The organism is Lacticaseibacillus thailandensis DSM 22698 = JCM 13996 (assembly GCF_001436135.1).
GTDB classification, from domain to species: Bacteria; Bacillota; Bacilli; order Lactobacillales; family Lactobacillaceae; genus Lacticaseibacillus; species Lacticaseibacillus thailandensis.
Genome location: NZ_AYZK01000002.1, coordinates 38,473 through 59,863 on the forward strand (window position 1 = coordinate 38,473; position 21,391 = coordinate 59,863).

The 21,391-nt window shown below is 56.0% G+C and carries 22 protein-coding genes; 5 read left to right on the forward strand and 17 right to left on the reverse strand.

From position 1 onward, the window contains the following. Positions 1-210: 210 nt before the first annotated feature. The 10 genes from glmU to FD19_RS03865 form a co-directional block, all read right to left on the reverse strand. Entirely contained in the window at positions 211-1,599 is a 1,389-nt protein-coding gene (glmU, locus tag FD19_RS03820) for a bifunctional UDP-N-acetylglucosamine diphosphorylase/glucosamine-1-phosphate N-acetyltransferase GlmU (RefSeq protein ID WP_054750143.1), read from the reverse strand. Positions 1,600-1,780: 181 nt separating this feature from the next. Then, complete coding sequence (locus tag FD19_RS03825) at positions 1,781-2,980, reverse strand: VanZ family protein (protein ID WP_082619494.1); 1,200 nt, start codon at positions 2,978-2,980, stop codon at positions 1,781-1,783. Then, positions 2,980-3,828: a pur operon repressor gene (gene purR / locus FD19_RS03830; RefSeq protein WP_056969166.1), complete on the reverse strand. Its 849-nt coding sequence runs from the start codon at positions 3,826-3,828 to the stop codon at positions 2,980-2,982. The genes FD19_RS03825 and purR overlap by 1 nt, the downstream gene beginning before the upstream one ends. 158 nt (positions 3,829-3,986) lie before the next feature. Continuing rightward, positions 3,987-4,865 carry a cation diffusion facilitator family transporter gene (locus FD19_RS03835; RefSeq protein WP_054750141.1) on the reverse strand — a complete coding sequence of 293 codons (879 nt, stop codon included), beginning with the start codon at positions 4,863-4,865 and terminating at the stop codon, positions 3,987-3,989. Positions 4,866-5,003: 138 nt separating this feature from the next. After that, a complete protein-coding gene (ispE, locus tag FD19_RS03840) occupies positions 5,004-5,861 on the reverse strand; it encodes a 4-(cytidine 5'-diphospho)-2-C-methyl-D-erythritol kinase (protein WP_054750139.1) in 858 nt (285 codons plus the stop codon). 103 nt (positions 5,862-5,964) lie between these two features. Then, positions 5,965-6,678, reverse strand: a complete 714-nt coding sequence (locus tag FD19_RS03845; RefSeq protein ID WP_056969167.1) for an SDR family oxidoreductase — start codon at positions 6,676-6,678, stop codon at positions 5,965-5,967. Positions 6,679-6,829: 151 nt separating this feature from the next. Further along, positions 6,830-7,078 (reverse strand): Veg family protein, encoded by a 249-nt coding sequence (locus FD19_RS03850; RefSeq protein WP_054750137.1) that lies wholly within the window; start codon positions 7,076-7,078, stop codon positions 6,830-6,832. 129 nt (positions 7,079-7,207) lie between these two features. Next, a complete protein-coding gene (rsmA, locus tag FD19_RS03855) occupies positions 7,208-8,095 on the reverse strand; it encodes a 16S rRNA (adenine(1518)-N(6)/adenine(1519)-N(6))-dimethyltransferase RsmA (protein WP_056969168.1) in 888 nt (295 codons plus the stop codon). Next, positions 8,088-8,657, reverse strand: a complete 570-nt coding sequence (rnmV, locus tag FD19_RS03860) for a ribonuclease M5 (RefSeq protein ID WP_056969169.1) — start codon at positions 8,655-8,657, stop codon at positions 8,088-8,090. Before rnmV ends, rsmA begins: the two co-directional genes overlap by 8 nt. Before the next feature lie 8 nt (positions 8,658-8,665). After that, complete coding sequence (locus FD19_RS03865) at positions 8,666-9,439, reverse strand: TatD family hydrolase (protein WP_054750135.1); 774 nt, start codon at positions 9,437-9,439, stop codon at positions 8,666-8,668. Positions 9,440-9,606: 167 nt separating this feature from the next. Here FD19_RS03865 and FD19_RS03870 point away from each other — a divergent pair, with 167 nt between their 5' ends. Further along, entirely contained in the window at positions 9,607-9,942 is a 336-nt protein-coding gene (locus FD19_RS03870) for a hypothetical protein (RefSeq protein WP_156639609.1), read from the forward strand. A 77-nt stretch (positions 9,943-10,019) separates the two neighbouring features. On the opposite strand, the gene metG is transcribed toward FD19_RS03870, so the two are convergent. Next, complete coding sequence (metG, locus tag FD19_RS03875) at positions 10,020-12,026, reverse strand: methionine--tRNA ligase (protein WP_056969170.1); 2,007 nt, start codon at positions 12,024-12,026, stop codon at positions 10,020-10,022. Between the two features lie 204 nt (positions 12,027-12,230). Here metG and FD19_RS03880 point away from each other — a divergent pair, with 204 nt between their 5' ends. From FD19_RS03880 to FD19_RS03895, 4 genes are all read left to right on the forward strand, one after another. Further along, positions 12,231-13,190, forward strand: coding sequence for a hypothetical protein (locus FD19_RS03880; protein WP_056969171.1), 960 nt, complete (start codon positions 12,231-12,233; stop codon positions 13,188-13,190). A 25-nt stretch (positions 13,191-13,215) separates the two neighbouring features. Beyond that, positions 13,216-13,785, forward strand: a complete 570-nt coding sequence (locus tag FD19_RS03885) for a TMEM175 family protein (protein ID WP_054750127.1) — start codon at positions 13,216-13,218, stop codon at positions 13,783-13,785. Then, on the forward strand, positions 13,782-14,255 hold the full coding sequence (locus tag FD19_RS03890; protein ID WP_054750125.1) for an NUDIX domain-containing protein: 474 nt from the start codon (positions 13,782-13,784) through the stop codon (positions 14,253-14,255). The genes FD19_RS03885 and FD19_RS03890 overlap by 4 nt, the downstream gene beginning before the upstream one ends. 73 nt (positions 14,256-14,328) lie before the next feature. After that, on the forward strand, positions 14,329-14,838 hold the full coding sequence (locus tag FD19_RS03895; protein WP_054750123.1) for a YbhB/YbcL family Raf kinase inhibitor-like protein: 510 nt from the start codon (positions 14,329-14,331) through the stop codon (positions 14,836-14,838). A gap of 309 nt (positions 14,839-15,147) precedes the next feature. On the opposite strand, the gene FD19_RS03900 is transcribed toward FD19_RS03895, so the two are convergent. The 6 genes from FD19_RS03900 to FD19_RS03925 form a co-directional block, all read right to left on the reverse strand. Beyond that, positions 15,148-15,798 (reverse strand): phosphate signaling complex PhoU family protein, encoded by a 651-nt coding sequence (locus FD19_RS03900; RefSeq protein ID WP_054750121.1) that lies wholly within the window; start codon positions 15,796-15,798, stop codon positions 15,148-15,150. Between the two features lie 206 nt (positions 15,799-16,004). Continuing rightward, positions 16,005-16,988 (reverse strand): DUF1002 domain-containing protein, encoded by a 984-nt coding sequence (locus FD19_RS03905; protein WP_056969172.1) that lies wholly within the window; start codon positions 16,986-16,988, stop codon positions 16,005-16,007. A gap of 110 nt (positions 16,989-17,098) precedes the next feature. Next, complete coding sequence (locus FD19_RS03910) at positions 17,099-17,629, reverse strand: dihydrofolate reductase (protein WP_056969173.1); 531 nt, start codon at positions 17,627-17,629, stop codon at positions 17,099-17,101. A gap of 46 nt (positions 17,630-17,675) precedes the next feature. Continuing rightward, the gene (locus tag FD19_RS03915; RefSeq protein WP_054750118.1) at positions 17,676-18,626 is read right to left on the reverse strand and encodes a thymidylate synthase; all 951 of its coding nucleotides are present in this window, start codon (positions 18,624-18,626) and stop codon (positions 17,676-17,678) included. Positions 18,627-18,891: 265 nt separating this feature from the next. After that, a complete protein-coding gene (locus FD19_RS03920; protein WP_056969174.1) occupies positions 18,892-20,244 on the reverse strand; it encodes an MATE family efflux transporter in 1,353 nt (450 codons plus the stop codon). 97 nt (positions 20,245-20,341) lie between these two features. Continuing rightward, positions 20,342-21,346, reverse strand: a complete 1,005-nt coding sequence (locus FD19_RS03925) for a YihY/virulence factor BrkB family protein (protein ID WP_056969175.1) — start codon at positions 21,344-21,346, stop codon at positions 20,342-20,344. Positions 21,347-21,391 lie beyond the last annotated feature (45 nt).

A 21,391-nucleotide genomic window follows, 5' to 3' on the forward strand; every position in this document is an offset into this window, starting at 1 on the left:
GACGAAGACCGCCCCCACAGCAAACGCGCCCAATTAATGCGATTAGTGGCGCCAGTACGGACATTTAGTGATCAAACTATTGTTTTCTTTACCATCAACCAACTGGCGTAGATAAGAAAGGGTGGCCACAATGCTTAAGGGCCACCCTGTACTTATTTGATTTAACCGCGCTACACACTACCGTAACCACAACGGCCTGCGTTGCGCTCGCTACTGCCAGTCCTCCGAGTCGGACAATGGCAGCCGGTCCCAATAATCTGGCTTCGTCGTCTGCCGTGACCGGGCAATCGCCATGGCGTGGAACGGCACGTCGTTCGTGATTGTCGAACCCGCCGCAATGAAACTGTGATCCGCCACGTCCACCGGTGCCACGATGTTGGAGTTGCTGCCGATAAAGGCGTCATCGCCCACGTTCGTATGCCACTTCTTGACCCCATCGTAGTTGACAAAGACCACGCCACAGCCAACGTTGATGTTCTTGCCCAGGGTCGCGTCACCCACGTACGTCAAGTGCCCCACCTTGGTGCCAGCGCCAATCGTGGCCTTCTTCACTTCACAGAAATTCCCGATGTGGACGCCCTCACCAATATCACTCTGTGGACGTAGGTGGCTGTTCGGACCAATATCACTGTTCTTGTGCATAATACTGTCCTCAATCGTCGAACTCGTGACGGTCACGCCGTCTTCAATGGTACTGTTGACGATGGTCGAACCCGACCTGATGTGGCAATCATTACCAATCACGGTCTGACCCTTCAGGTAAACGCCCGGCTCAATGACCGTATCGTTGCCGATCTGCACGTCCGCATCAATGTACGTCCGCTCAGGGTCAATCAGGGTCACCCCGTCACGCATGTGCTCCTCGTTGATCCGGTCGCGCATCACACTCGCCGCGGCGGCCAAAGCCACCCGGTCGTTCACGCCCATACTTTCGTTGAAGTCTGGCATTTTGTATGCGGCCACCACATCACCGCGCCGCTTCAGGATTTCAATCACGTCCGTCAGGTAATACTCACCCTGCGCGTTATCATTCGTCACTTCGTGCAAGGCCGAGAACAAAGCCTTGTTGTCAAAGCAGAACACGCCGGTGTTAATTTCGTTGATTTTGGCTTCTTCCGGCGTGGCGTCCTTTTGTTCCACGATTTTCTGGACGGTACCCAAATCGCCACGGATGATGCGCCCATAGCCAGTCGGATCTGGCGCTGCCGCCGTCAAAATTGTGGCCTTGGCGCCCTTGTCCGCGTGGTAGGCGAACAACTTCTCAAACGTGGCGGCAGTCAACAGCGGTGTGTCACCACTGACAATCATTGTCACCCCGTCGCGACCACCCAAAATGCTTTCAGCCTGCAAAACAGCGTGCCCAGTCCCCAACTGTTCCTTCTGTTCAGCAAACTGCGTACGGTCCCCCAACTCAGCTTTGACCGCCTCAGCGTCGTGACCAACCACAGTGACCACGGCTTCGGGATGAATTTGCTCTACCTGGGTCAACACGTGGTCGACCATCGACTTGCCCGCAACACGGTGCAACACCTTGTGTAGCTTGCTCTTCATCCGCGTACCCTTACCCGCGGCTAAAATAATCGTGTATTTTGCTGTCATGTATACTCTCGCTCCTGTAAGTTTTGGTTTTGGTGTCACCTGTAATGATAGCATAGTCACCGCGCACTTGCCGTAATTGGTATAGGCCCTGCCATCTCCGTTCTAACGTCCCAACCACACAACAAAAGGGACCCCGCCCAGGTGGTCCCTCACAGTACATTTCAATTATCGTTGCTGAGTATCATTTACTACCATCACTTTGCCGCGCGTCTGGCGTTAGCGCAACTGGTGTTGGTACCGCGGTGCGTGGTTTGAGCGCCACTTGTTCGGTACCCGCCCACGCTTCGTAGAACAACCGCTCCCGACGCCGCAACAACTGCCAGCAAAGGTTCCAGACCACGAACAGCACGCCCACGCTGAGTAGGCCCAACGCTAGCAAGTTGAGCTGCGTCCGGGCACCCACATTAGCCAATACACCAGTTAGTTCGTGCGTCCAGACCCGCAACAGCGGCAGCGTAATCAGGTACAGTACACCCTGACGTAACCCCAGCCGCCACCACGACAGTGACGTCCCATTCACGCCCACGATGCGTATCCGTAACAACTTTTTGCCCAGCGTCTGGCCGTGCAACCACAGCGGAGTCAGGTACATTAAGCACAGGACTGGCACCAGGTACGTCACCAGCCAGCTTGCCGCCAGCCCGGCGTGACCCAACCACCGGAGTACGGCACTCAACAAGAACGCCACCAGACCCCGAATAATCACAAAGTCGACCAGCCACGCCGCAAAACGCCGCAGTGGCCCGACCCGGTCAGCCTGGGCAAAACTTTGAGCATCCATCCGGGCCCGGTTGGGAAAGGCCACCGCAATCAGGGGCGTCAACCCAAAACCGAGGACCCCGCCGGTGGTGTTGATCAACAAGTCGTCCACATCGAACAAGCGGTAAGGCCGGGGGTAGATCAGGTACAACCCCGACAACTGGGTCAGTTCAAAGAAGAGGCTCAGGCCAAACGTCAATAACACTGCCTGCCACCACGAGCGCCTAAAGTAGTAGCGCATGTAGAAGCCAAACGGCACGGTCAGCATTAGGTTAAACGCAGGTTGCAGGAACGACGGCTGCTTAAGCGTCGCCAACCAGGTGTGCCAATTAGTGAGCTCAAACCCAGAATACTTCATGAATTCCCGCACAAACATCAACGGTACGAGGTTGTACCGCGGCGTTTGCAATGCCGCCACCACGTGGATGGGTGGCAACGGCAAAATAATCAGGAAGTATGCACACAGCATGTAAAACACGAAGAAAAACAGGACGATAGTACGGCTCCACAAAAAGCTGCCGTAGCGTCGGTACTGCAAAATGACGAACGGTAAACTCAGCAAAGCAGCCAGGAACGGAAAGACGAAGATGGCCGTCTTGATGGGTTCCAAGTAGGATGACATTAATTACCCAACTCCTTGAGCAGATCCTCGTTGCGCTGCAGGTAGTTCCCGGCCGCCGCGTGGATGCTCTTTTCCTTACCGTCGACCGTGTCAACTTTCAATAGCGAGGTGTAATCATCGACCATGTGGTCACCGTTGAACGTCCCTTCGGCAAAGACGGAAACGCCGACCGTTTCAGCATCAAATTCTTCAATCAGACTCTTCATCCCGTTAACGGTGCCGCCGCCCTTCATGAAGTCGTCCACGATCAGGACGCCTTCGCCGGCACGCAAGGAACGCTTGCTGAGTTCCATCTTCTGGACACGGTCCGACGAACCCGAGACGTAGTTGACGGATACGGTGGAGCCTTCCGTCACCTTAGAATCACGCCGCACGATCACAAACGGTACGTTCAAGTACTGACTGACACTTTGGGCAATCGGAATTCCCTTAGTGGCCACCGTCATGACGGCATCCACGCGGGAATCCAGGTACTGGGTCGCAATTAGGCGACCGATTTGGCGCAAAACTTCCGGCGTGCCGAGAAGGTCACTGAGGTACACGTACCCACCAGGTAGTAACCGGTCAGTGTCCGCCAAGCGACCAGCCATCTCGCTGATAAACTCGTTAGCTTCGTCGATGCCAATCATGGGAATGTAGCGCACGCCACCAGCGGCCCCAGGGACGGTCTCCAAAATGCCAGTTTGCCGCTGCTTAAAAGTACGGCGAATGATGGCCAGGTCTTCACTGATGGACGATTTAGCTGATTCATAGCGCTGCGAAAAAAAGGTTAGGGGCACCAGCGTGTGGGGCCGCTCTAACAAGTAGCGGGTCATATCAATCAGTCGATCACTACGACGGGTTTTCATGTTGTTATCTCCTCTGAGTTTCAATGTTTTACGTATTTTATCAATCGATTATAACCGAATATCCGTCTTTACGCTAGCCATTTCCACCCATTATTCAACAATGTTCGCCTATCGTCGACGGTTTTTTCCCACTGGCACCCGGTGTAGTGACTAGTAGACTAGTAGTCGTTATCACCGTCATTATTGCCGTACTCGACCTGGATGGTGATGTGGGTGATGCCGCACTGTTCCCGGATTCGTGCAGCGAGTTCGTCCAAGAACGCGTCGTTATGTTCGTGGGTGTTCCGCCGCACGTGTACCGTCAGTGCCGTGTCGGCCGTGCTAATGGCCCAGATGTGCAGGTCGTGGTAGCTCACCACGCTCGGGCAATGCGCAATGACTGCCTCCACCTGCCGGGTGTCGATACTACGGGGAACCGCCGCCAACGCCATGTTGAGGGCATCACGTAACAATCCCCACGTTAATCCGAGCACTGCGCCCGCCACTACTAACGAGGCTACCGGGTCCACCCAGCGCCACCCGGTGACGATCATGATGATACCGGCGACGACCACGGCTAGCGACACGCCGGCATCTGCAGCCATGTGCAAAAAGGCCCCCCGCACGTTGAGGTCCTTGTTGCCCCGACCAAACAGCAGCGCCGTGGCCCCGTTGACGAGGACCCCCGCGCCCGCGATCAGCACCACGGACCACCCCGCGACCGGGGCTGGATGATGCAGTTTATTGACAGCTTCCGCCACGATCAACACCATGGCAATCACCAACATGAGTGCGTTGACCAACGCCGCCAGGATGGTGGTACCCTTCAAGCCGTATGTCCGTCGTAACGTGGGGTGCCGCCGCGTCAACAGCTCCGCGCCCCACGCCAACACGAGGCCCAGCACGTCACTCAAATTGTGCAACGCGTCCGCAATCAACGCCACGGAGCCCACCATGGCTCCCAATACCAACTCCACGATGGTGTAACCCGTGTTCAAAAAGGTGCCCCAGGCAAAATGGTCAGCGGTCGCGTGCCGCCCTGAAGATTCTTTATTCATCTTCTCCTCCACTTCTTCGGCACGACCGCGCCGGTCGGGCGTTAATCTCAATGATACGTTGGTAGTCCCCCACCACCTGCATCATTCAAACGAACGCGCCGTCGTGGCCGCATTACTGGTCCATCAGCGCTGGGCGTGCTAACCCAGTCTCAATGGCCGCACTAAATACACCTCCTTGCAGAAACCACGCATACTGTTGTAGACGCGCTCCGCCCGCGAACGGGTGGGGCACAAGCCAAAGACGGTCGGCCCGGTGCCGCTCATCTGTGCCACACTGGCCCCATACTTAACCAGACGCTGTTCAAGTTCTTTGATCACCGGGAACCGGGTGGCAGTCACGTCTTCGAGTGCGTTGCCCATCCCGGACACCATCAGGTCAAAGTTGCGCTGGGTGATACCCTTAAGCACGCGGTCAGTTTGCGGCCGGTGCAGAACCTGGTCGTAGTCCACCATGCTTAAAATACGGGCCGTAGTGACCGAAATAGCCGGCTTTACCAGAACCACCCAAAAGCTGGGCAGGGTGCCTAGCGGCGTCACCTGCTCGCCACGACCCGTAACCAGTGCCGGTTGCGAATACACACAAAAGGGCACGTCCGAGTCCACTTTGAGACCGATCCGTGCAAGTTGTTCCTGGCTGTAGTGCAGCCCCCACAGTTCGTTCAGGCCGCGCAAAACCGCCGCGGCGTCCGCGGAGCCACCGCCCAGGCCCGCCGCTACGGGAATGTGTTTTTCAATGTAGATTGATGCACCGGCATTAATACCAGCCTCTTGACGCAAAATACGGGCCGCCTGGAACGCGAGGTTGCGCGCATCCTCAGGGACAAAGCCGCTGTCCGTGCTGACCCTGATTTTACGGGCACCCGGGCGTATGGACACGTAATCCGCCAGGTCGATGCTCGTCATGACCATGCGCCACTCGTGCTCACCATCGCCATGGCGGTACAGCGCGTCGAGACTAAGATTGATTTTGGCCGGAGCTTTCTGGGTAATTTCCATAACCCTCACCAGTCTTTACCTGTTCATTGTCGTGCTTGTTAGCATTAGTATACGCAATTATGCACAACTTTGCACGAACCAAGTGCTGGCCCACTGACGGGGTTTACAGTGCGGACACCCCACCATCCACAAAGATGGTCTGGCCGGTGATGAAGTGATTGTGCATCAAGAATAGGTAGGCCGTTGCCACCTCGGTCGGTGTGCCCACGCGCCCCAGCGGAATTTGCTGCGCTTGGGCCTCTACCTGCGCGGCGACCTCGGCGTCGCTCAGGTTCCGCCACAAACCCGTTGGCGTCCAGTACGGCGCCACGGCGTTAACGCGTTGGTGCGGCGCAACCTCCACGGCCAGTCCTTGCACCAAAGTCATCAGCGCCTGGTTGCCCACCACGGCGCCCGAGGCATTATACGGGCGACCACCAGCGCCGGCGGTCAGCGTTAAACTGCCCTGCTCGTTCAGGTGGGGCAACACGCGCCGCGCGACCCGCATCCCCGTCGTAAACTTACCCGCCACTGCCGCAACCTCTTCGTCGTCGGTGTGATCCAAAAAGCCGCCACCCATGGCGCCACCGAGAGTCGACACCACGTGGTCAAAGTTGGCCTGATCAGCCAGCCAACTTTGTAACTGGTTCCCATCAGCTACATCCAGACAGACACCTTGCGCTCCCGTGAGTTTGCCCAGTGCGGCCGTTAGGTGTTGCTGCGTACGGCCAATGATTGTCACCTGGGCACCCTCATTGAGGGCAAGTTGGGCAACCGCCTGGCCAAAACCCGACGTGCCACCAATCACCAGCACCCGCTGTCCCGTTACCGTTACCATGTTGTATTCGCTCCTTTCGCGCCACCATGTGGGCGCACCGTTGCACACATTCGGTTAACACAAAGGGCCGACACCAACGAGAATGTTGGTGTCGGCCCTCAGCCGTAATGCATGTTGTTGCTGGCTTCACCACGCCAGGTAGTCATCCTACCTAAGCCGAAGCAGCCTCATCAAACGAAATTTCAATTGACTTAGTCAACAGATCTGCATAACTGTACGAAACCCGCTCAAAGTCGTTTTCTTCTTGATTCAGTTCCACCACGAAAATGGCTGGGAAAGTTTCGCGCAAAATACCGTTGCGCCGGGTGACTTTCTTCCGCCCTGCCTGGGCAACCACGGTGATTGGCTCACCGATTTTAGAGTCAAGTTTGTTCTTGATACTAGCAAGTGTTATTGGCATGTGCTCACCCCTTCGGTTAGTTATGATAGCACAAAAAGGCCCTAATTGCAAGTGTGGCAAGGGCCCGGTGCATCCCGGTATGAGTGGGTTTCACTGAAAGATTACAAAATTGGTCTGATTTTTTTCTGCTCACGCAACATGGTGTTTCTGTAAATTATTGAAGAGTAGCGCAAAGTCGGTGATGGTCAGCCGCTCCGCTCGCACCCCCGGTTCAATACCACTATCCGCCAGGGCCGCGGTCATGGCTGCCTTTACGTCTGGCGCCTTGCCGTACAGCTGCTGGAGGTTGTTCCACAGCGTCTTGCGCCGTGAAGCAAAGCTGCCCCGGACCAGCCGGTCAAAACCGGCCGGATCATTAACCATCGCGAGGGGTTGCGGCCGCCGTTGGAGCACAATGATGGCCGAATCCACGTTGGGCGCCGGCACAAAGGAATGTCGATTGACCGTCATGGCCACACGCACCGTCATCTGATTCTGAATCGCGATGGACAGGCTACTATAATCCTTACTTCCGGGTTGGGCGGTCAAGCGGTCGGCAACCTCCCCCTGCATCATCACGGTAATCGAACTAAAGTCCACCGTCGTGCGCATCAGGTGCATCAAAATGGGTGTAGTGATGTAGTACGGCAGGTTAGCCACCACTTTGACGTCGTGCTGACCATCAAAGTGGGTGTTGATCAACTCCTGCAGGTTCGCCGCCAACACGTCCTGATTCACCACCGTCACGTTGGGGTACGGTGCCATTGTGTCAGCCAGTACCGGCAACAACGCTGCGTCAATCTCCAACGCTAACACTTGGTGAGCCGCTTCGGCCAAGTACTGAGTGAGCGAGCCGATGCCGGGGCCAATTTCAATCACGTCGCTATGGTCATCGATGGCCGCCGCGCGCACGATGCCACTCAACACGTCCAGGTTCGTTAAAAAGTTTTGCCCCAGGTGTTTTTTAGTGTGGAAGCCGAAACGCTCCATGATGGCATGGGTGCGTGCCGGAGTAGCAATACGGGGAATATCAGTCATGCTTGATCCTTTCATTAACGCGACGGAGGGCCGCCGCAAACTCGTTGGTGGTAATGCCAAAGGCCCGCAGTCGCCGCAACAGCTGTTTACCGTTGGCATAACCAATGTTGAGTTCGTCACCCAACAGCTCACGCCGCCGCTGCGCATCCCGGCCGCCCAACAATCCGGCCGTCCATAGATCCTCACGCGTAATGACCTCGGGGGCCGCGGTGCTCAGGGTAAATAGGTGCCCCAACACCGCCTGCAGGTCAGCTACCCGCGCGTGTTCCACGCCTAGTGACCCACCGCTGCGTGCCGGTACGGCCTGCTCACGCGGTAAAAAAGCGTGCTGGGCATCCGGCACGGCGGCCATGATCTTCTTGCGGATCCGCTGCCCCTGAAAGTCGGGGTCCGTCAGCACGATCACGCCACGGGTAGCCTGGGCGTGCTGAATCCGCCGCAACGTAGCGTCGTCAATGGCACTACCGTGCGTTTCAATCGTATCAACGTCGCCGAATGCCTCGCGCAACCGCTTGGTGTCGTCCCGACCCTCAACGACGATGATTTGTTGTATACGTTTCATTCAATCTCCTAATTACCTAAACCAAACAACCGGTGGGCGTTGGCCTGCGTGACCGCGGCAATGTGTTCTGGTGTCGTGCCCCGCAACCGGGCCACCGCCTCCACGACGTAACGGGTAAACCCGGGCTGGTTGGTCTGGCCGCGGTATGGCTCCGGTGTCAGGTACGGCGCGTCGGTTTCGACCAGCAGCCGGTCATCGGGCACTACCCGTACCGCGTCATGCTCTGGCGCCGCATTTTTGAAGCTGACAATGCCGGAAAACGAGACGTACATCCCCAGCGCCAAAAACCGCCGGGCCCACACCGCGTCACCGGTAAAACTATGCATCACCCCGCCAAAGCGGCGAATCTGGCTGTTATTCAGTAGCGTGTACGTATCCATAAAGGCGTCACGACTATGAATTGATACTGGCATGTCGAGTTCGTCCGCCAGCGCCAACTGCTGGACAAAGACGCGGCGTTGCACCGCCCGGGGCGATGTATCCCAGTGGTAGTCGAGGCCAATTTCGCCAATCGCTACCGTTTGGGGTAGCGCCAGCTGGGTTCGCAACTCCGCTGCAGCAGCCGGCGTATAGTCCTTCGCCGATTCAGGGTGCCAGCCCACGATGGCGACTAACCCCGGGTAACGGGCCGCTAACTGCACTGCCCCAGCGTTAAGCGTCGTGTCCGACCCCACAATGGCCATTTCGTCGACCCCCAGTGCGTGGGCTGCCGCTACGCAGGCGTCCTCCTTCCTGGCGTAAGCCGGATCATTTAAATGTGTATGGGAATCAAAAATTTGCATAGTTACTCCGCTTCTTTGTACCCCGCTCCGTTCATCTTGACCCATTGTACAGCATTCCCCGAAACCTACCAACTACGGTGACAGCAACTTGGTGAAAAACTCGTCGTTCTGCGTGGTAAACTAAGCGTGTTAAACGTTGGGTTCGAACGAGTGAAAGGATGATCACTGTGAATAATATTCCGACAGATATGGATCAAGTCGCCAGCATGGTGCAGGCCGCAGCTGCAGCGGGCCACCCGACTACGGCAACCGACGTCATCAACAAGGGTTTACAGCAATCCGCCCAGGACTACATGGACGAAGCCACTGAAGGCAGCTACTTTAGCGCACACCTCAGCGGTAACCAGATTACCATTGACGACATGAACGGTAAGCAGGTGGCCACTATCAGGACGCCAGCCGCCTCGTACGCAGAGGCCTTCAAGGCCAACCCACGGCAAACACTGACCAATATTGATAACGACTTGCGCCACTTGATCGACACCCGCCAGATTGCTTTGTAAACCGGATGCGGATAAATAGTCAATCGGCCACGAAAAAATCCCGTGCTTACGCACAGGATTTTTGTTTGCCTACACAATTAGCCTAACAGTGCCCCGTTGGCAACGCTCGGGTCGATCGTCAGTAAGGTGATCTTCCCCGCCGAGTCCTCACTCGACAGTAACATCCCCTGACTCTCGATGCCCAGCATCTTGCGTGGCTTCATGTTGACGACGGCCATGACTTTCTTTCCCACGAGGTCCTGGTAGTGCGGATAGTACTTGTGAATACCGCTCAGAATCGTCCGTTTGCCCTCGTCACCAGCGTCCAGCGTGAACTGGAGCAATTTGCTGGAGCCTTTGACTGGTTCCACGGCCAAAATTTCAACCACCCGAATCTCGGTTTTATCAAAGTCATCAAAGCTGATTTCCGGTTTGCGGGTCCCAGCAGCCGCAACGGCCGCCTTCTTCTTGTTGCCCTCAACCTTCTTGTCCTTACTCTTGGCCATGGCGCCCTTGATGTAGGCCACCTCGGTCTCCACATCTAGCCGGGGGAAGATGGGCTGCCCCTTCTTCACAACGGTGGCATCCGCTGGTAAGTGACCAAACTCCGGCAGCTGCTGGTCAGCCGCGCTCTGGTCCAATCCCAACTGGTCAAAGATGTCACCTGAGGCCTTAACCAGCACCGGCTTAGCCAGGACCGCGATCACGCGCAGACTTTCAGCCAGGTGCGCCATGACGGACGCCAACTGGTCGCGTTTGCTGTCATCTTTAGCCAGTACCCATGGCTCCGTCTCGTCAATGTACTTATTGGCCCGTGCCACCAGCTTCCACGCGGTATCCATCGCGTCAGAGAATTGCAAGTTGTCCATCTGGGTGGCGTAATCCGCTACCGTCTGCTTGGCGGTGGCCTCTAGGCTATCATCAAAATCAGTCCGACCGGCACTCAACGCAGGAATGTGGCCATCACAGTACTTGTTGATCATGGCAACGGTCCGGTTCAGCAGGTTTCCGAGGTCGTTTGCCAGATCAAAGTTGATCCGATCAACAAAGTCTTCCGGCGTGAACACCCCGTCGCGGCCAAACGGAATCGCGCGAATCATGTAGTACCGTAGCGCGTCCAAACCGTAGCGGTTGATCAAAGTCTCGGGGTACACAGCGTTGCCCTTGGACTTACTCATCTTGCCATCCTTCATCAGTAGCCATCCATGCCCGTATACCTTCCGTGGGATCGGAATACCCAACGCCATCAGGATGATGGGCCAATAGATGGTGTGGAACCGCACAATTTCTTTGCCGACAAACTGGACGTTTGCCGGCCAGTACTTCTTGAACAGGCTGTCATCGTCACTACCGTAACCCAACGCCGTAATATAGTTGAGCAGGGCGTCCACCCAGACGTAGACCACGTGCTTGGGGTTACCCGGCACGGGCACGCCCCAGTTGAAACTGGTTCGGCTCATGGCGAGGTCTTCCAGGCCCGGCTTAATGAAGTTGTTGATCATTTCGTTCTTACGGGACTCCGGCTGGATAAAGTCGGGGTGATCCTCGTAGTACTTGAGCAGCCGGTCAGCATACTTGCTCATACGGAAGAAGTAACTTTCTTCCTTGACTAGCTGTACTTCGTGGCCCGACGGTGCTTTGCCGCCGATAACCTTACCGTTATCGTCACGGTAAACTTCGGCCAACTGGGTCTCAGTAAAGTATTCTTCATCCTCCACGGAGTACCAGCCGGTGTATTCACCGAGGTAAACGTCACCCTGATCGATCAGACGCTGGACGATCTTTTGCACGGCTTTGACGTGCTCCGGGTCCGTGGTGCGAATAAATTTATCGTTGGTAATGTGGAGGGTCTGCCATAGCTGCTTGATCCCCACGACCATCCCGTCGACGTACTCCTGCGGTGACTGGTGCAGCTTTTCCGCCTTCTGCTCAATCTTCAATCCGTGCTCGTCGGTCCCAGTCAGGAAGAAGACGTCGTAGCCGGTCTGCCGCTTGTAGCGGGCCAAAACGTCGGCCACGATGGTCGTATAGGCGTTCCCGATGGTCAGTTTGCCGGACGGATAATAAATTGGTGTTGTGATGTAGTACGTTGGTTTTGTAGACATATGAGCCTAGCCTCCAGAGATGTAATTGTAACGCTCTGTGCCGCAAGCGAATGCGCACAGTCGTAATTGTGACCAGTATACCACGCATACCCAGCACGTTCTATGCAGGCCTCACCGGTGGTAGCTGGGTTGGTGTGATGGAGGTGGCTGGGGTGTTGCAGTACAATGGTCGTAACAAAGAATGCAAAGATGAGGGGTAACATAATGGCGGATTACGCAGAACCAGTACAAGGATTATTAGATGAACTCAGCCGCGTCCTCGGGCACCAAGTCCAGGTCAACGCGGAAGGCCCCAGCAGTGGTGTCCTGAACCACGACCAGGGTGACCTGACCGTCAACAAGGACGGCCAAGTGGTCGTGCACATTACCGACACCACCGACGTGGACTACACCTTGAGCCACGAACTCGTTCACTTCATGATGAACATGAAGGGCTACCTAATGATGGAAATGCCCCTCCACAGCGACGACCAGGAATACGACGCCATGCGCATCTCCACCGCTAAGCTACTCGAAATGGCCGCACAACACGTGATGGTCGTGGCCTGGCAGCGTGAAAATGGCCTGCTCAACGACGGCGTGGACCAATCGGTCATCGCCGGCTTTGAACAACAACTCGATGATGAGGATCCGCAACACCCTGACGACATGATTGCCTTCCGTACCCTGTTGTTGCTTGACGGCCTCGTTTACGTGCACCAGATGCCGCAACCAGACAACACACTGCGTGCTTGGCGAAACCGGTACCCGGCGGCGATGGCTGCAGCGGAGCATCTCTTTGGCTTGATCAGCGAACATGAAACTGACACCCCGCGGCGGTTACGGGGGGTCGAGGTCAAACTTCTCGCTAGCTTTGAACAATTCCTGATCGACCAGGGGTACGCCCAGCTGAGCCTGCCCGACTTTGTGGTCTTGCCACCAGTGCTGTCCAAGCGCCAGTTGCGCCTCGAACTGACCCAGCTCTACACGCTGAGCGAGACCTCGTTAAGCGTCGACGGCGACGACCTGACCGGCTTTATCGCTCAGGGTAACACCGACCATCAAACCGCCTTTGTATTGTCATTACCCAAAGATGCGGCGTCCAGTGAGGCGTTACAAGCCCTCTACCAGCGGCCCGTTAAGGACGTCCTCGATCAGTTCGATATTACCTATAGCGAGCGGTAAGCACCGCTACCAGTGAGGTGTGCGTATGGACAAATCACGTTTGGAAGCCTTCACGGATGGCGTCATTGCCATCATTATTACCGTCATGGTCTTGGAACTCCACGTTCCGCACGGCGATGACCTGCACGCGTTACTCGGTACCTGGCACCAGTTTGTCGTGTACTTGGCCAGCTTTGTCACCGTCGCCGTTTATTGGCACAGTCACCATTACCTCTTCAGCCGTGTACAAACGGTTTCCCGCGCAACGCTGTGGCTCAACACCATGTTCTTATTAGCGCTATCGTTCTTTCCGTTTGCCACGGCCTGGGTTGGTGACACCAACCTGATCGCGCTGGTACCCGAACAGCTCTACGGCGTAGTGCTCCTCATCGCCGACGTGGTCTTCACCCTCATGGTGGCCAGCATACTCCGTAATGGCGCTAACCCGATCCTAACCACGACCCTACGCAAAAGTGAATGGTCCATCACCGGCAACGTGGTCGCTATCGGCGTCGGATGGATTTGGCCACCACTCACCTTGATTATCGACGTACTGATTCTAACCAATTGGCTGTTGCCGGACCGCCTGCTATTACGAAAGGACAACCAAAAATGAAACGTTACACTGTCATTGCGTTACGGACTCCTCAAGGTGTCGTTGGCATTAACCGGCGTCAACCACCATTTCGGGGGATGTGGAACCTCATCGGCGGCAAAATTGAACCAGGGGAAACGGAGCGGCATGGCGCCATGCGTGAGACCTTTGAAGAAACCGGCGCGGAACTCCCCGAACCCACCTTTGACTTTGTGGGTACCCTCGACTGGGTCGTCGACGGTGACCGTATTGGCATCATGTACCTCTACGTCGTTGACACCGATGAGCGCTTGCACCTGCCCTGCGATACGCGGGAAGGCATTCTGGCCGCACTGGACCCGGACTGGGTCACCCTCACCGACAATCAGGGCATCGTGCCCGACCTGAAACCACTATTGCCGCAGATGCTGCACGGCCATAATCTAGACCTAGTCGCCACTTACCGTGGCAACAATTTAGTCAGCGTCATCCCCCGCCCCAGCGCCGATTAACGTGCTCGGCAAGGGCGCGTTCGCATGCTAAAAACGGGTATAATAAAGGTACCGAGTAAAGGAGGTGCACATAATGCACATTGCTGTTGATACACCTAACGGCTACCTACCAGACAAGTACGGTAAGTACGCTACGGGCGATGATATGCGTAACGGCTTTCCCGTAACCAGTTTTCCGTTCCAAGTCACCGATATTCCGGCCGACACTGTGGCGCTAGCCTTGACCCTGACAGACTATGATGCCATCCCGGTCTCTGGCTTCATGTGGATTCACTGGATTGCCGCCGACATTCCGTTAAGTTTGGCCAACATACCCGCCAACGCGAGCCGCGACCTCGCCGGACAGTTCGTCCAGGGCCGCAATTCGAACGCTGGGCGGTACGTGAATAATACCGACCCCGAGATCTACCAGCGCTACACTGGACCAACGCCACCTAACGCTGACCACGACTACACGTTTACCATGTACGCGCTGAACGCCACGTTAGACCTGCCTGAAGGCTTCTGGATGAACGAACTTCGTCACGCCCTGCCAGGACACGTACTGGCGCAGGCTAGTCTTGAGATTACTAGCCGCGTATAGCCAGAGCTGGTTTGCACAAAGACGGTACGGTGACGTCACCTACACCAAAATCACCATGTCGACGTTTGATCGACATGGTGATTTTTATCTACAATTTCATCCACGTTTACCCACTATCACTGGCTACAATTGTTCCCCCCGTGTGGTCCGTGGCGCCGGGGCGGTCGGTCCAGTTGGCGGGTGACCGCGTGCCGGTCGATCAACCCGTCAGCGGTGCCCCACATGGCCCAGCCAGTGAGCACCATCACGAATATGGCCCCAATTATCCACATCCAGATCAACATCACCACCCCATCCCTACGTGTGGTTCTATTCTCCAGCCGGGTCGTCGCCGGGTTGTAACGAAATCAACTTGCCGGTAGCCCGTAACACCGTCAGTTCCGCGATACTAACGGCGCAATCACCGCTTTGGGCCAACAGGCGGGCCACTGCCAGTGCCGGTTCACCCGGCGTGATTGGCCCCAGCAACGCCTGAATGCGGACGTTCAGCCGGTCTACCTCGCGATCACTCAACGCGACCTCTTGTGCCACGCTAGCATCACGGCGCACGAAAGCATGAACTGCCATCCCCAGCGTCTTGCCTACGCGGTTCAACATCGCCGTCAACCACACATCCGCTTGGCTGTCCGTGGGGTGTCCCGGCTGGGTAAAGCTACTGGTGGTGATTGCGGCCAGCACGACGGCGTGGTCGCCTACCCGTTCGAGCGCATCCGTAACTTTGAGTAAAGTGGCCACGTCCTGCCAGTCCTGCCGCATATCGCTCAGCGCCGCCCGTAACGCCGCACGGTCGATCCGGGCCTCCACCGCGTTAAGTTCCGCATCAGTATTGAAAACCAACCGCGCCGCCGCGGGGTCTTGCCGTAAAAACGCACCGCCGGCCAGCACCAATTGGTGGCTAGCCCGCGCCGCCATCCGGATGAGCGCTGCGTTCACGTCGTCATCATCCATCCCCATACTCATCGACCCACATCCTTTCGGGAAACCCAACCCGTCGATTGACTACACTGTTAGTGTAGCTAGCACGTGTAAAGACCCACACAACCTTTGGGTAACCTTTGTATGCAGTCCGTAAAACTTTGGTAAAAATCGGCTGAATCTGAGCCAATACCAAAAAGCCACCAACGCGTTGATTGCGTTGGTGGCTTTTGGTTGGTACCGGTATCGAGTTAGAACAAACTCAATACCCAATTGTAAATGCTGGTAAAAAAGTTGACGATGCGCTGCCAGAGGCTACTCCACCAGCTACTATCGTGATTGCCAACCGACCCCTTGATCTTATTGAACAAGCCCTTGGCGGAACTCTGGATACTGTTGGCCAGGTCGCTGGCTTGTTGCTTAAAACCGCTACCCTTCAAGGCCCCCGAATTTTGGATCTTGACCATCAGGTTAATAATCTGGGTCCGCTGGTTGTTGTTGATAATTGTGCCTAAATTATTATTTTTCAACTGACTGTCCACAATGTTCCCAATCTGATTTGAGGAGAGCGTCTGTTGACCGTTGTTGCTGTCAGTCGCCATTTGCTTTTTGATGCCCGCAATGGCGTTATTCAGTTGTTTGTCACTATAACCGTCTTTGTTCTTGTTGGCCTGGGTAATACTACTCAGAGTGTTGACCTCGTCTTGGGCAGCCGTCACCTGTGACTGGCTCAACGTACTGCCATTAGCTGCAAAGGCAGCGTACACCCCCGCCAACGCGCCGGACCCGTCGATTGAGACCGGACTCGTGATGTAAATATTGGCGTTAGTGACCCCCGCCGTAACGGCCGCATTACGGTACTGGTCAGCGGTAATGGTGGTGATGTTGTTCGCCCCGTTATAGTTGACGATCTTGACGTTAATACCGCCGCTACTGGTTTTTTGTACCAACGCGGACGACCAGACCCCTGAACTGGTGGTGAAGTTATCACCACTCGGGTTCAGGTATTTCACCAATGTCGCCCCGTCAACGGTCAGCGTGTTGTAACTGTCACCCGTCCCTGCGGCGTCGGTCAGGGTGTCAATGACACCCTGCCGCTGACTACTTGTGAGTGATGACCCTAACGTCACCACTGGCTTATCCCAGGCGCTATCGGTGGCAGCCGCTACGTGCTGCGTACCCAAACCAATTACGGCCACGACCACTGCCGCCAGGGCCCAAAAAAGCTTCTTCATGTTGTTGACCATCCTTTATTATCGGAGTTATGACGCTACCATAATTTTACCAGCACGGGGGCAGGCCGGCCGCCCACCCCTGTTTCTTTACTAAAACACATGTTTTGTGACTAGCCCTCACTGGTATGTGGTGGCTGCGGTGCGTACACCCACTGCTCGAACGTATGGGTCAACTTGGGGTCCGCCGCTATAACCGTCCGCGCCGAGTCACGCCGGTACTGCGACCACGGGAGGAGGACCATCTTGGTATCCCCCTCAAACGCCCCATGTATCCGCGTCACGTAGAGCTTGTCGGGGTTGCCAACCGCGGTTAAAAAGCTGGTGAACACCCCCGCCCCGCCGATAACAAAGGCGACATCGTGGTCGCCCGTGTTAGCGGCATTGAGCGCGGCCTCCATAGAGTGCACCACGACGACCCCATCCGGAGCCTGAAAATCAGCTTGGTGAGTCAACACAATGTTTTGCCGCTGCGGGAGGGCCCGACTGCCCATACCGGCAAAGGTGCGGCGGCCCATGATCACCGCCTGGTTTAACGTTGTTGCCTTAAAAAATTTGAGGTCATCGGCTAACCGCCACGGCAGTTTGCCGTCACGCCCAATTACCCGGTTGCGGTCCTGCGCCCAAATAAAGGCTGTTTCCATACCCCGTCATCTCCTCGTACTCCGTTGGTCGCGTTATCGCCGTTAATTATACTGCTACCGGAGCCTTGATGGCCGGTAGCGGGTCATAGTTGACCGCTTTAATATCATCCATGCCAAACTCATCGAGGTCATGCTTGTCGGGGTTCAACCACAACTGCGGTGCTGGCCGCGGCGTCCGGCTCAACTGTTCACGCACCTGGTCTAAATGGTTCTTATAAATATGGGCATCCCCTAGCGTGTGGACAAAGTCGCCCACCTGCAGATCCGTTGCTCGCGCCACCATCGAGAGCAACAGCGCGTAGCTGGCAATGTTAAATGGAACGCCCAGGAAGACGTCTCCCGAACGTTGATACAACTGTAGTGACAGCTTGCCATCATTCACGTAGAACTGGAACATGGTGTGGCATGGTGGCAGCGCCATCGTCGGCACGTCCTCCGGGTTCCATGCGGACACGATCAGCCGCCGAGAATCGGGGTTGTGCTTAATTTGTTCGATTACATGCCCAAGCTGGTCGATTGTTCCACCAGTACTGGTACGCCAAGCACGCCACTGACTGCCATACACATTACCCAGATCCCCATAGTGGGCGGCAAAGTCGTCGTCGTGCAAGATACGGTCGTCAAAGGCACGCTTTTGTTCCTGGTACTGGGCGTTAAAATCCGCGTCCACCAGGTGCCGCCGGCCAAAATCAGTCATGTCCGGACCGTGGTACTCCGGCGACTCGATCCACTTTTTAAAGGCCCACTCATCCCAGATGTGATTTTTGTGTTGGAGGAGGAAGCGAATGTTGGTATCACCGTGCAGGAACCACAGCAATTCACTTTTAATCAGCCCGAGAGGTACCTTCTTGGTGGTCAGCAGCGGGAACCCTTCCTGCAGGTTGAACCGCATTTGGTAGCCAAAGATGCTATAGGTGCCAGTCCCGGTCCGATCATCTTTATAATGGCCATCGTCAAGAATGTGGCGGGCCAAATCTAGGTATGCTTGTTCCAGCATGATGGTGCCTCCTCGATGTTATTCATTGCTACCATCATACCGCATCATCTGCACACCGACCACTGGATGATTAGTGGTATGCGTCGTTAGTTGGCGACGCCTGCCCAATGCACGGGAACGCCGGCTGCCACAAAGAGACACCGAACTGGCTCCACGACAATCCACCTACTGACACTCTCGTGACTAAGGCAGCATATCTCTCCATATCCTTTAGGAGCCAAAAAGTTGCCCACCTAATTAGTGAGCAACTCTCGCCGTAATTTACTTATTGTGCTGCGGCCTTCGCCAACTCCTGCTCTTTCAACCGCCGCATCGTCCGCAGATAACTGGCAATCAGAACGGACACCGAGCCAATCCAGGCCAACGGGTTGGCCATCGCCGCCCCCGTGAAGCCGAGACTCGTAACCAAAATCACACCCGCAAAGATCCGCATCACCAGTTCGAAGACCCCTGCCAGCGTTGGCACCAACGTCTGACCCAGGCCCTGCAACGTGTAACGGACCGTAAACAGAAGTGCTAGGAACCAGTACATGCTGGCGTTGAAGTGGAAATACGTTTGCGCCAGCGCGGTCACGTGCAGCACCCCGTTACCGAGAAAGAGGTTCACCAGCGGCCGTCCAAAGATGATGATCAACGCCCCGAGGATCGCCGACGTCGTCATGTTCAGGGCCATCGTTTGGTGGATACCTTGCCGAATCCGTCCGAATTCCCGCGCACCTTTGTTCTGCGCCGCGTACGTCGCCATGGTCACCCCAAACGAGGCCGCCGGTAGTGACGCCAACTGGTCGATTCGTCCCGCCGCGGTGTAGGCCGCGACCGCATCGGTCCCCAGCGTGTTGAGCATTACCTGGATGATCACCGCGCCAATGGCAATGATTGACTGCTGAAAGCCCATCGGCAACGCGATGGTCATCTGCTTACGCACTTCCACCAGGTCGAAGGTCATGTCATGCCGCCGCACCACCAGCATCGGGATGCGCCGACGAATGTACCACCAACAGCACAGCGATGAAAAGACCTGGGCCGTCACCGTCGCCCAGCCAGCACCAGCAACCCCCATGTGCAACTTGAGGATAAACAGCAATTCCAGCAAAATGTTAACAATGGTGGACAATACCAGGAAAATCAGTGGTGTGCGTGAATCACCCAGCGCACGAATCTGGTTACTGAGCACGTTAAACGCCATGGAGGCACCGAACCCCATAAAGATGACACGCACGAAGGATGCCGACTGGTGGACGATGCTGGCCGGTGTCTGCATCAGGTGGAGCAGCGGCACCGTGAACGTTACCGACAGCGCCGTGCCGATTACCGTAATGATAATGGCCAGCCAAATACTAGCGACAAAACTCCGCCGCACCCCGCGAAAGTCGCGCGCACCGTACGCCTGGGCGGTGGGAATCGCCAGCCCCGAGGAAGTCCCCTGGGCAAAGCCAATAACCAAAAACGTCAGGCTACCCGTGGCCCCCACGGCCGCGAGTGCGTTCACCCCAATCGTCCGCCCAACGATCAGCGCATCCATGAAACTATACAGTTGTTGGAATACGTTCCCAATCAGGAGGGGGATGGTAAATAATACCACCAATTTGATTGGGTTACCCTTCGTCAATGTGCGCAAACTAATGCCTCCTTTGTCCATATCAACGCCATTATACTCATCCCCAACTACAAAAAAAGCCCTCGGTTAACAATCACCGGGGACAAAACCAACAACGTTAACGGTGGTGCGGATGCCAATGTATACGCGTCTGGGCAAAGTCGTGGACGCGGCCCTTACTGCCGTGAATTTGTCCATAAAAGTATTCGTAGACACACGCGTTCAGCACGGCGCCCACCATAACGATGAACGAATTCACAAACAGCCACAGTAGCAGCACCACGAAGGCTGCGAGTGTACCGTACGCGCTGAAGCCACTACCAAAGTAGCGCATGTACAGGGAAAAAGCGTACGACACCACGATCCACCCCACGGTCGCAAAAACCGCTCCGGGCATGATGGTCCAGAACCGCATTTTGGCGTTAGGCATGAGGTAGTAACACAAGGTGAAAGCCACCACCAACACCACGATGGTGATCGGCCACTTGACCGACTGAAAGGCACTCACCCAGTAATTACGAATGCTGGTATTTTCTACCACCCATTCGAGCACTTGCCGCCCAAAGGTAAACACCAACACCACGGCCAAAACGACCGCAATTAGGATCACCGTGAGCACCATTGATACCAGACGCGAAATGAAAAAATTCTGCACGGTTGCCCGAATACCATACGCCCGGTTGAACCCCGACCGCATGGAGGCGATACACAGACTTGCCGCCCACAACGTAAAGATAGTCCCAATGCCCACCCACGTAGTGTTGGGCTTTGCCGCGAGTGATGCGAGCACGGGTCGAATCGTCGCCATCACGTTGGCGGGGACCACCTGCGTCACGGTCGTGCGTAGGCCAAAACTAGAGACCCCGATTCGGGATACTAGGTTAAACACGATCAGCGCGGCCGGAAATGCCGATAGAATCGCGTAGTACGCCATTGCTGCAGCCGTTTGGTCGATTTGTGCGGCGTTGACCCGCCGGCCCAGCAGGTCGAGTATTGCCGCCCAGCGTTGTTTAGGCGTTAGGTGCTGGCGGTGAATTGGCTGATGTCTTTGTTCATTACGGTCATGTAGCTCTTGCCACGAGGCTGCACTGACCCGATGCCCGAAAACCGTGCGCTTAGGCATGGGCTTCCTCCTTTATCACTGACACGACCGCCACTGCGGCCATGC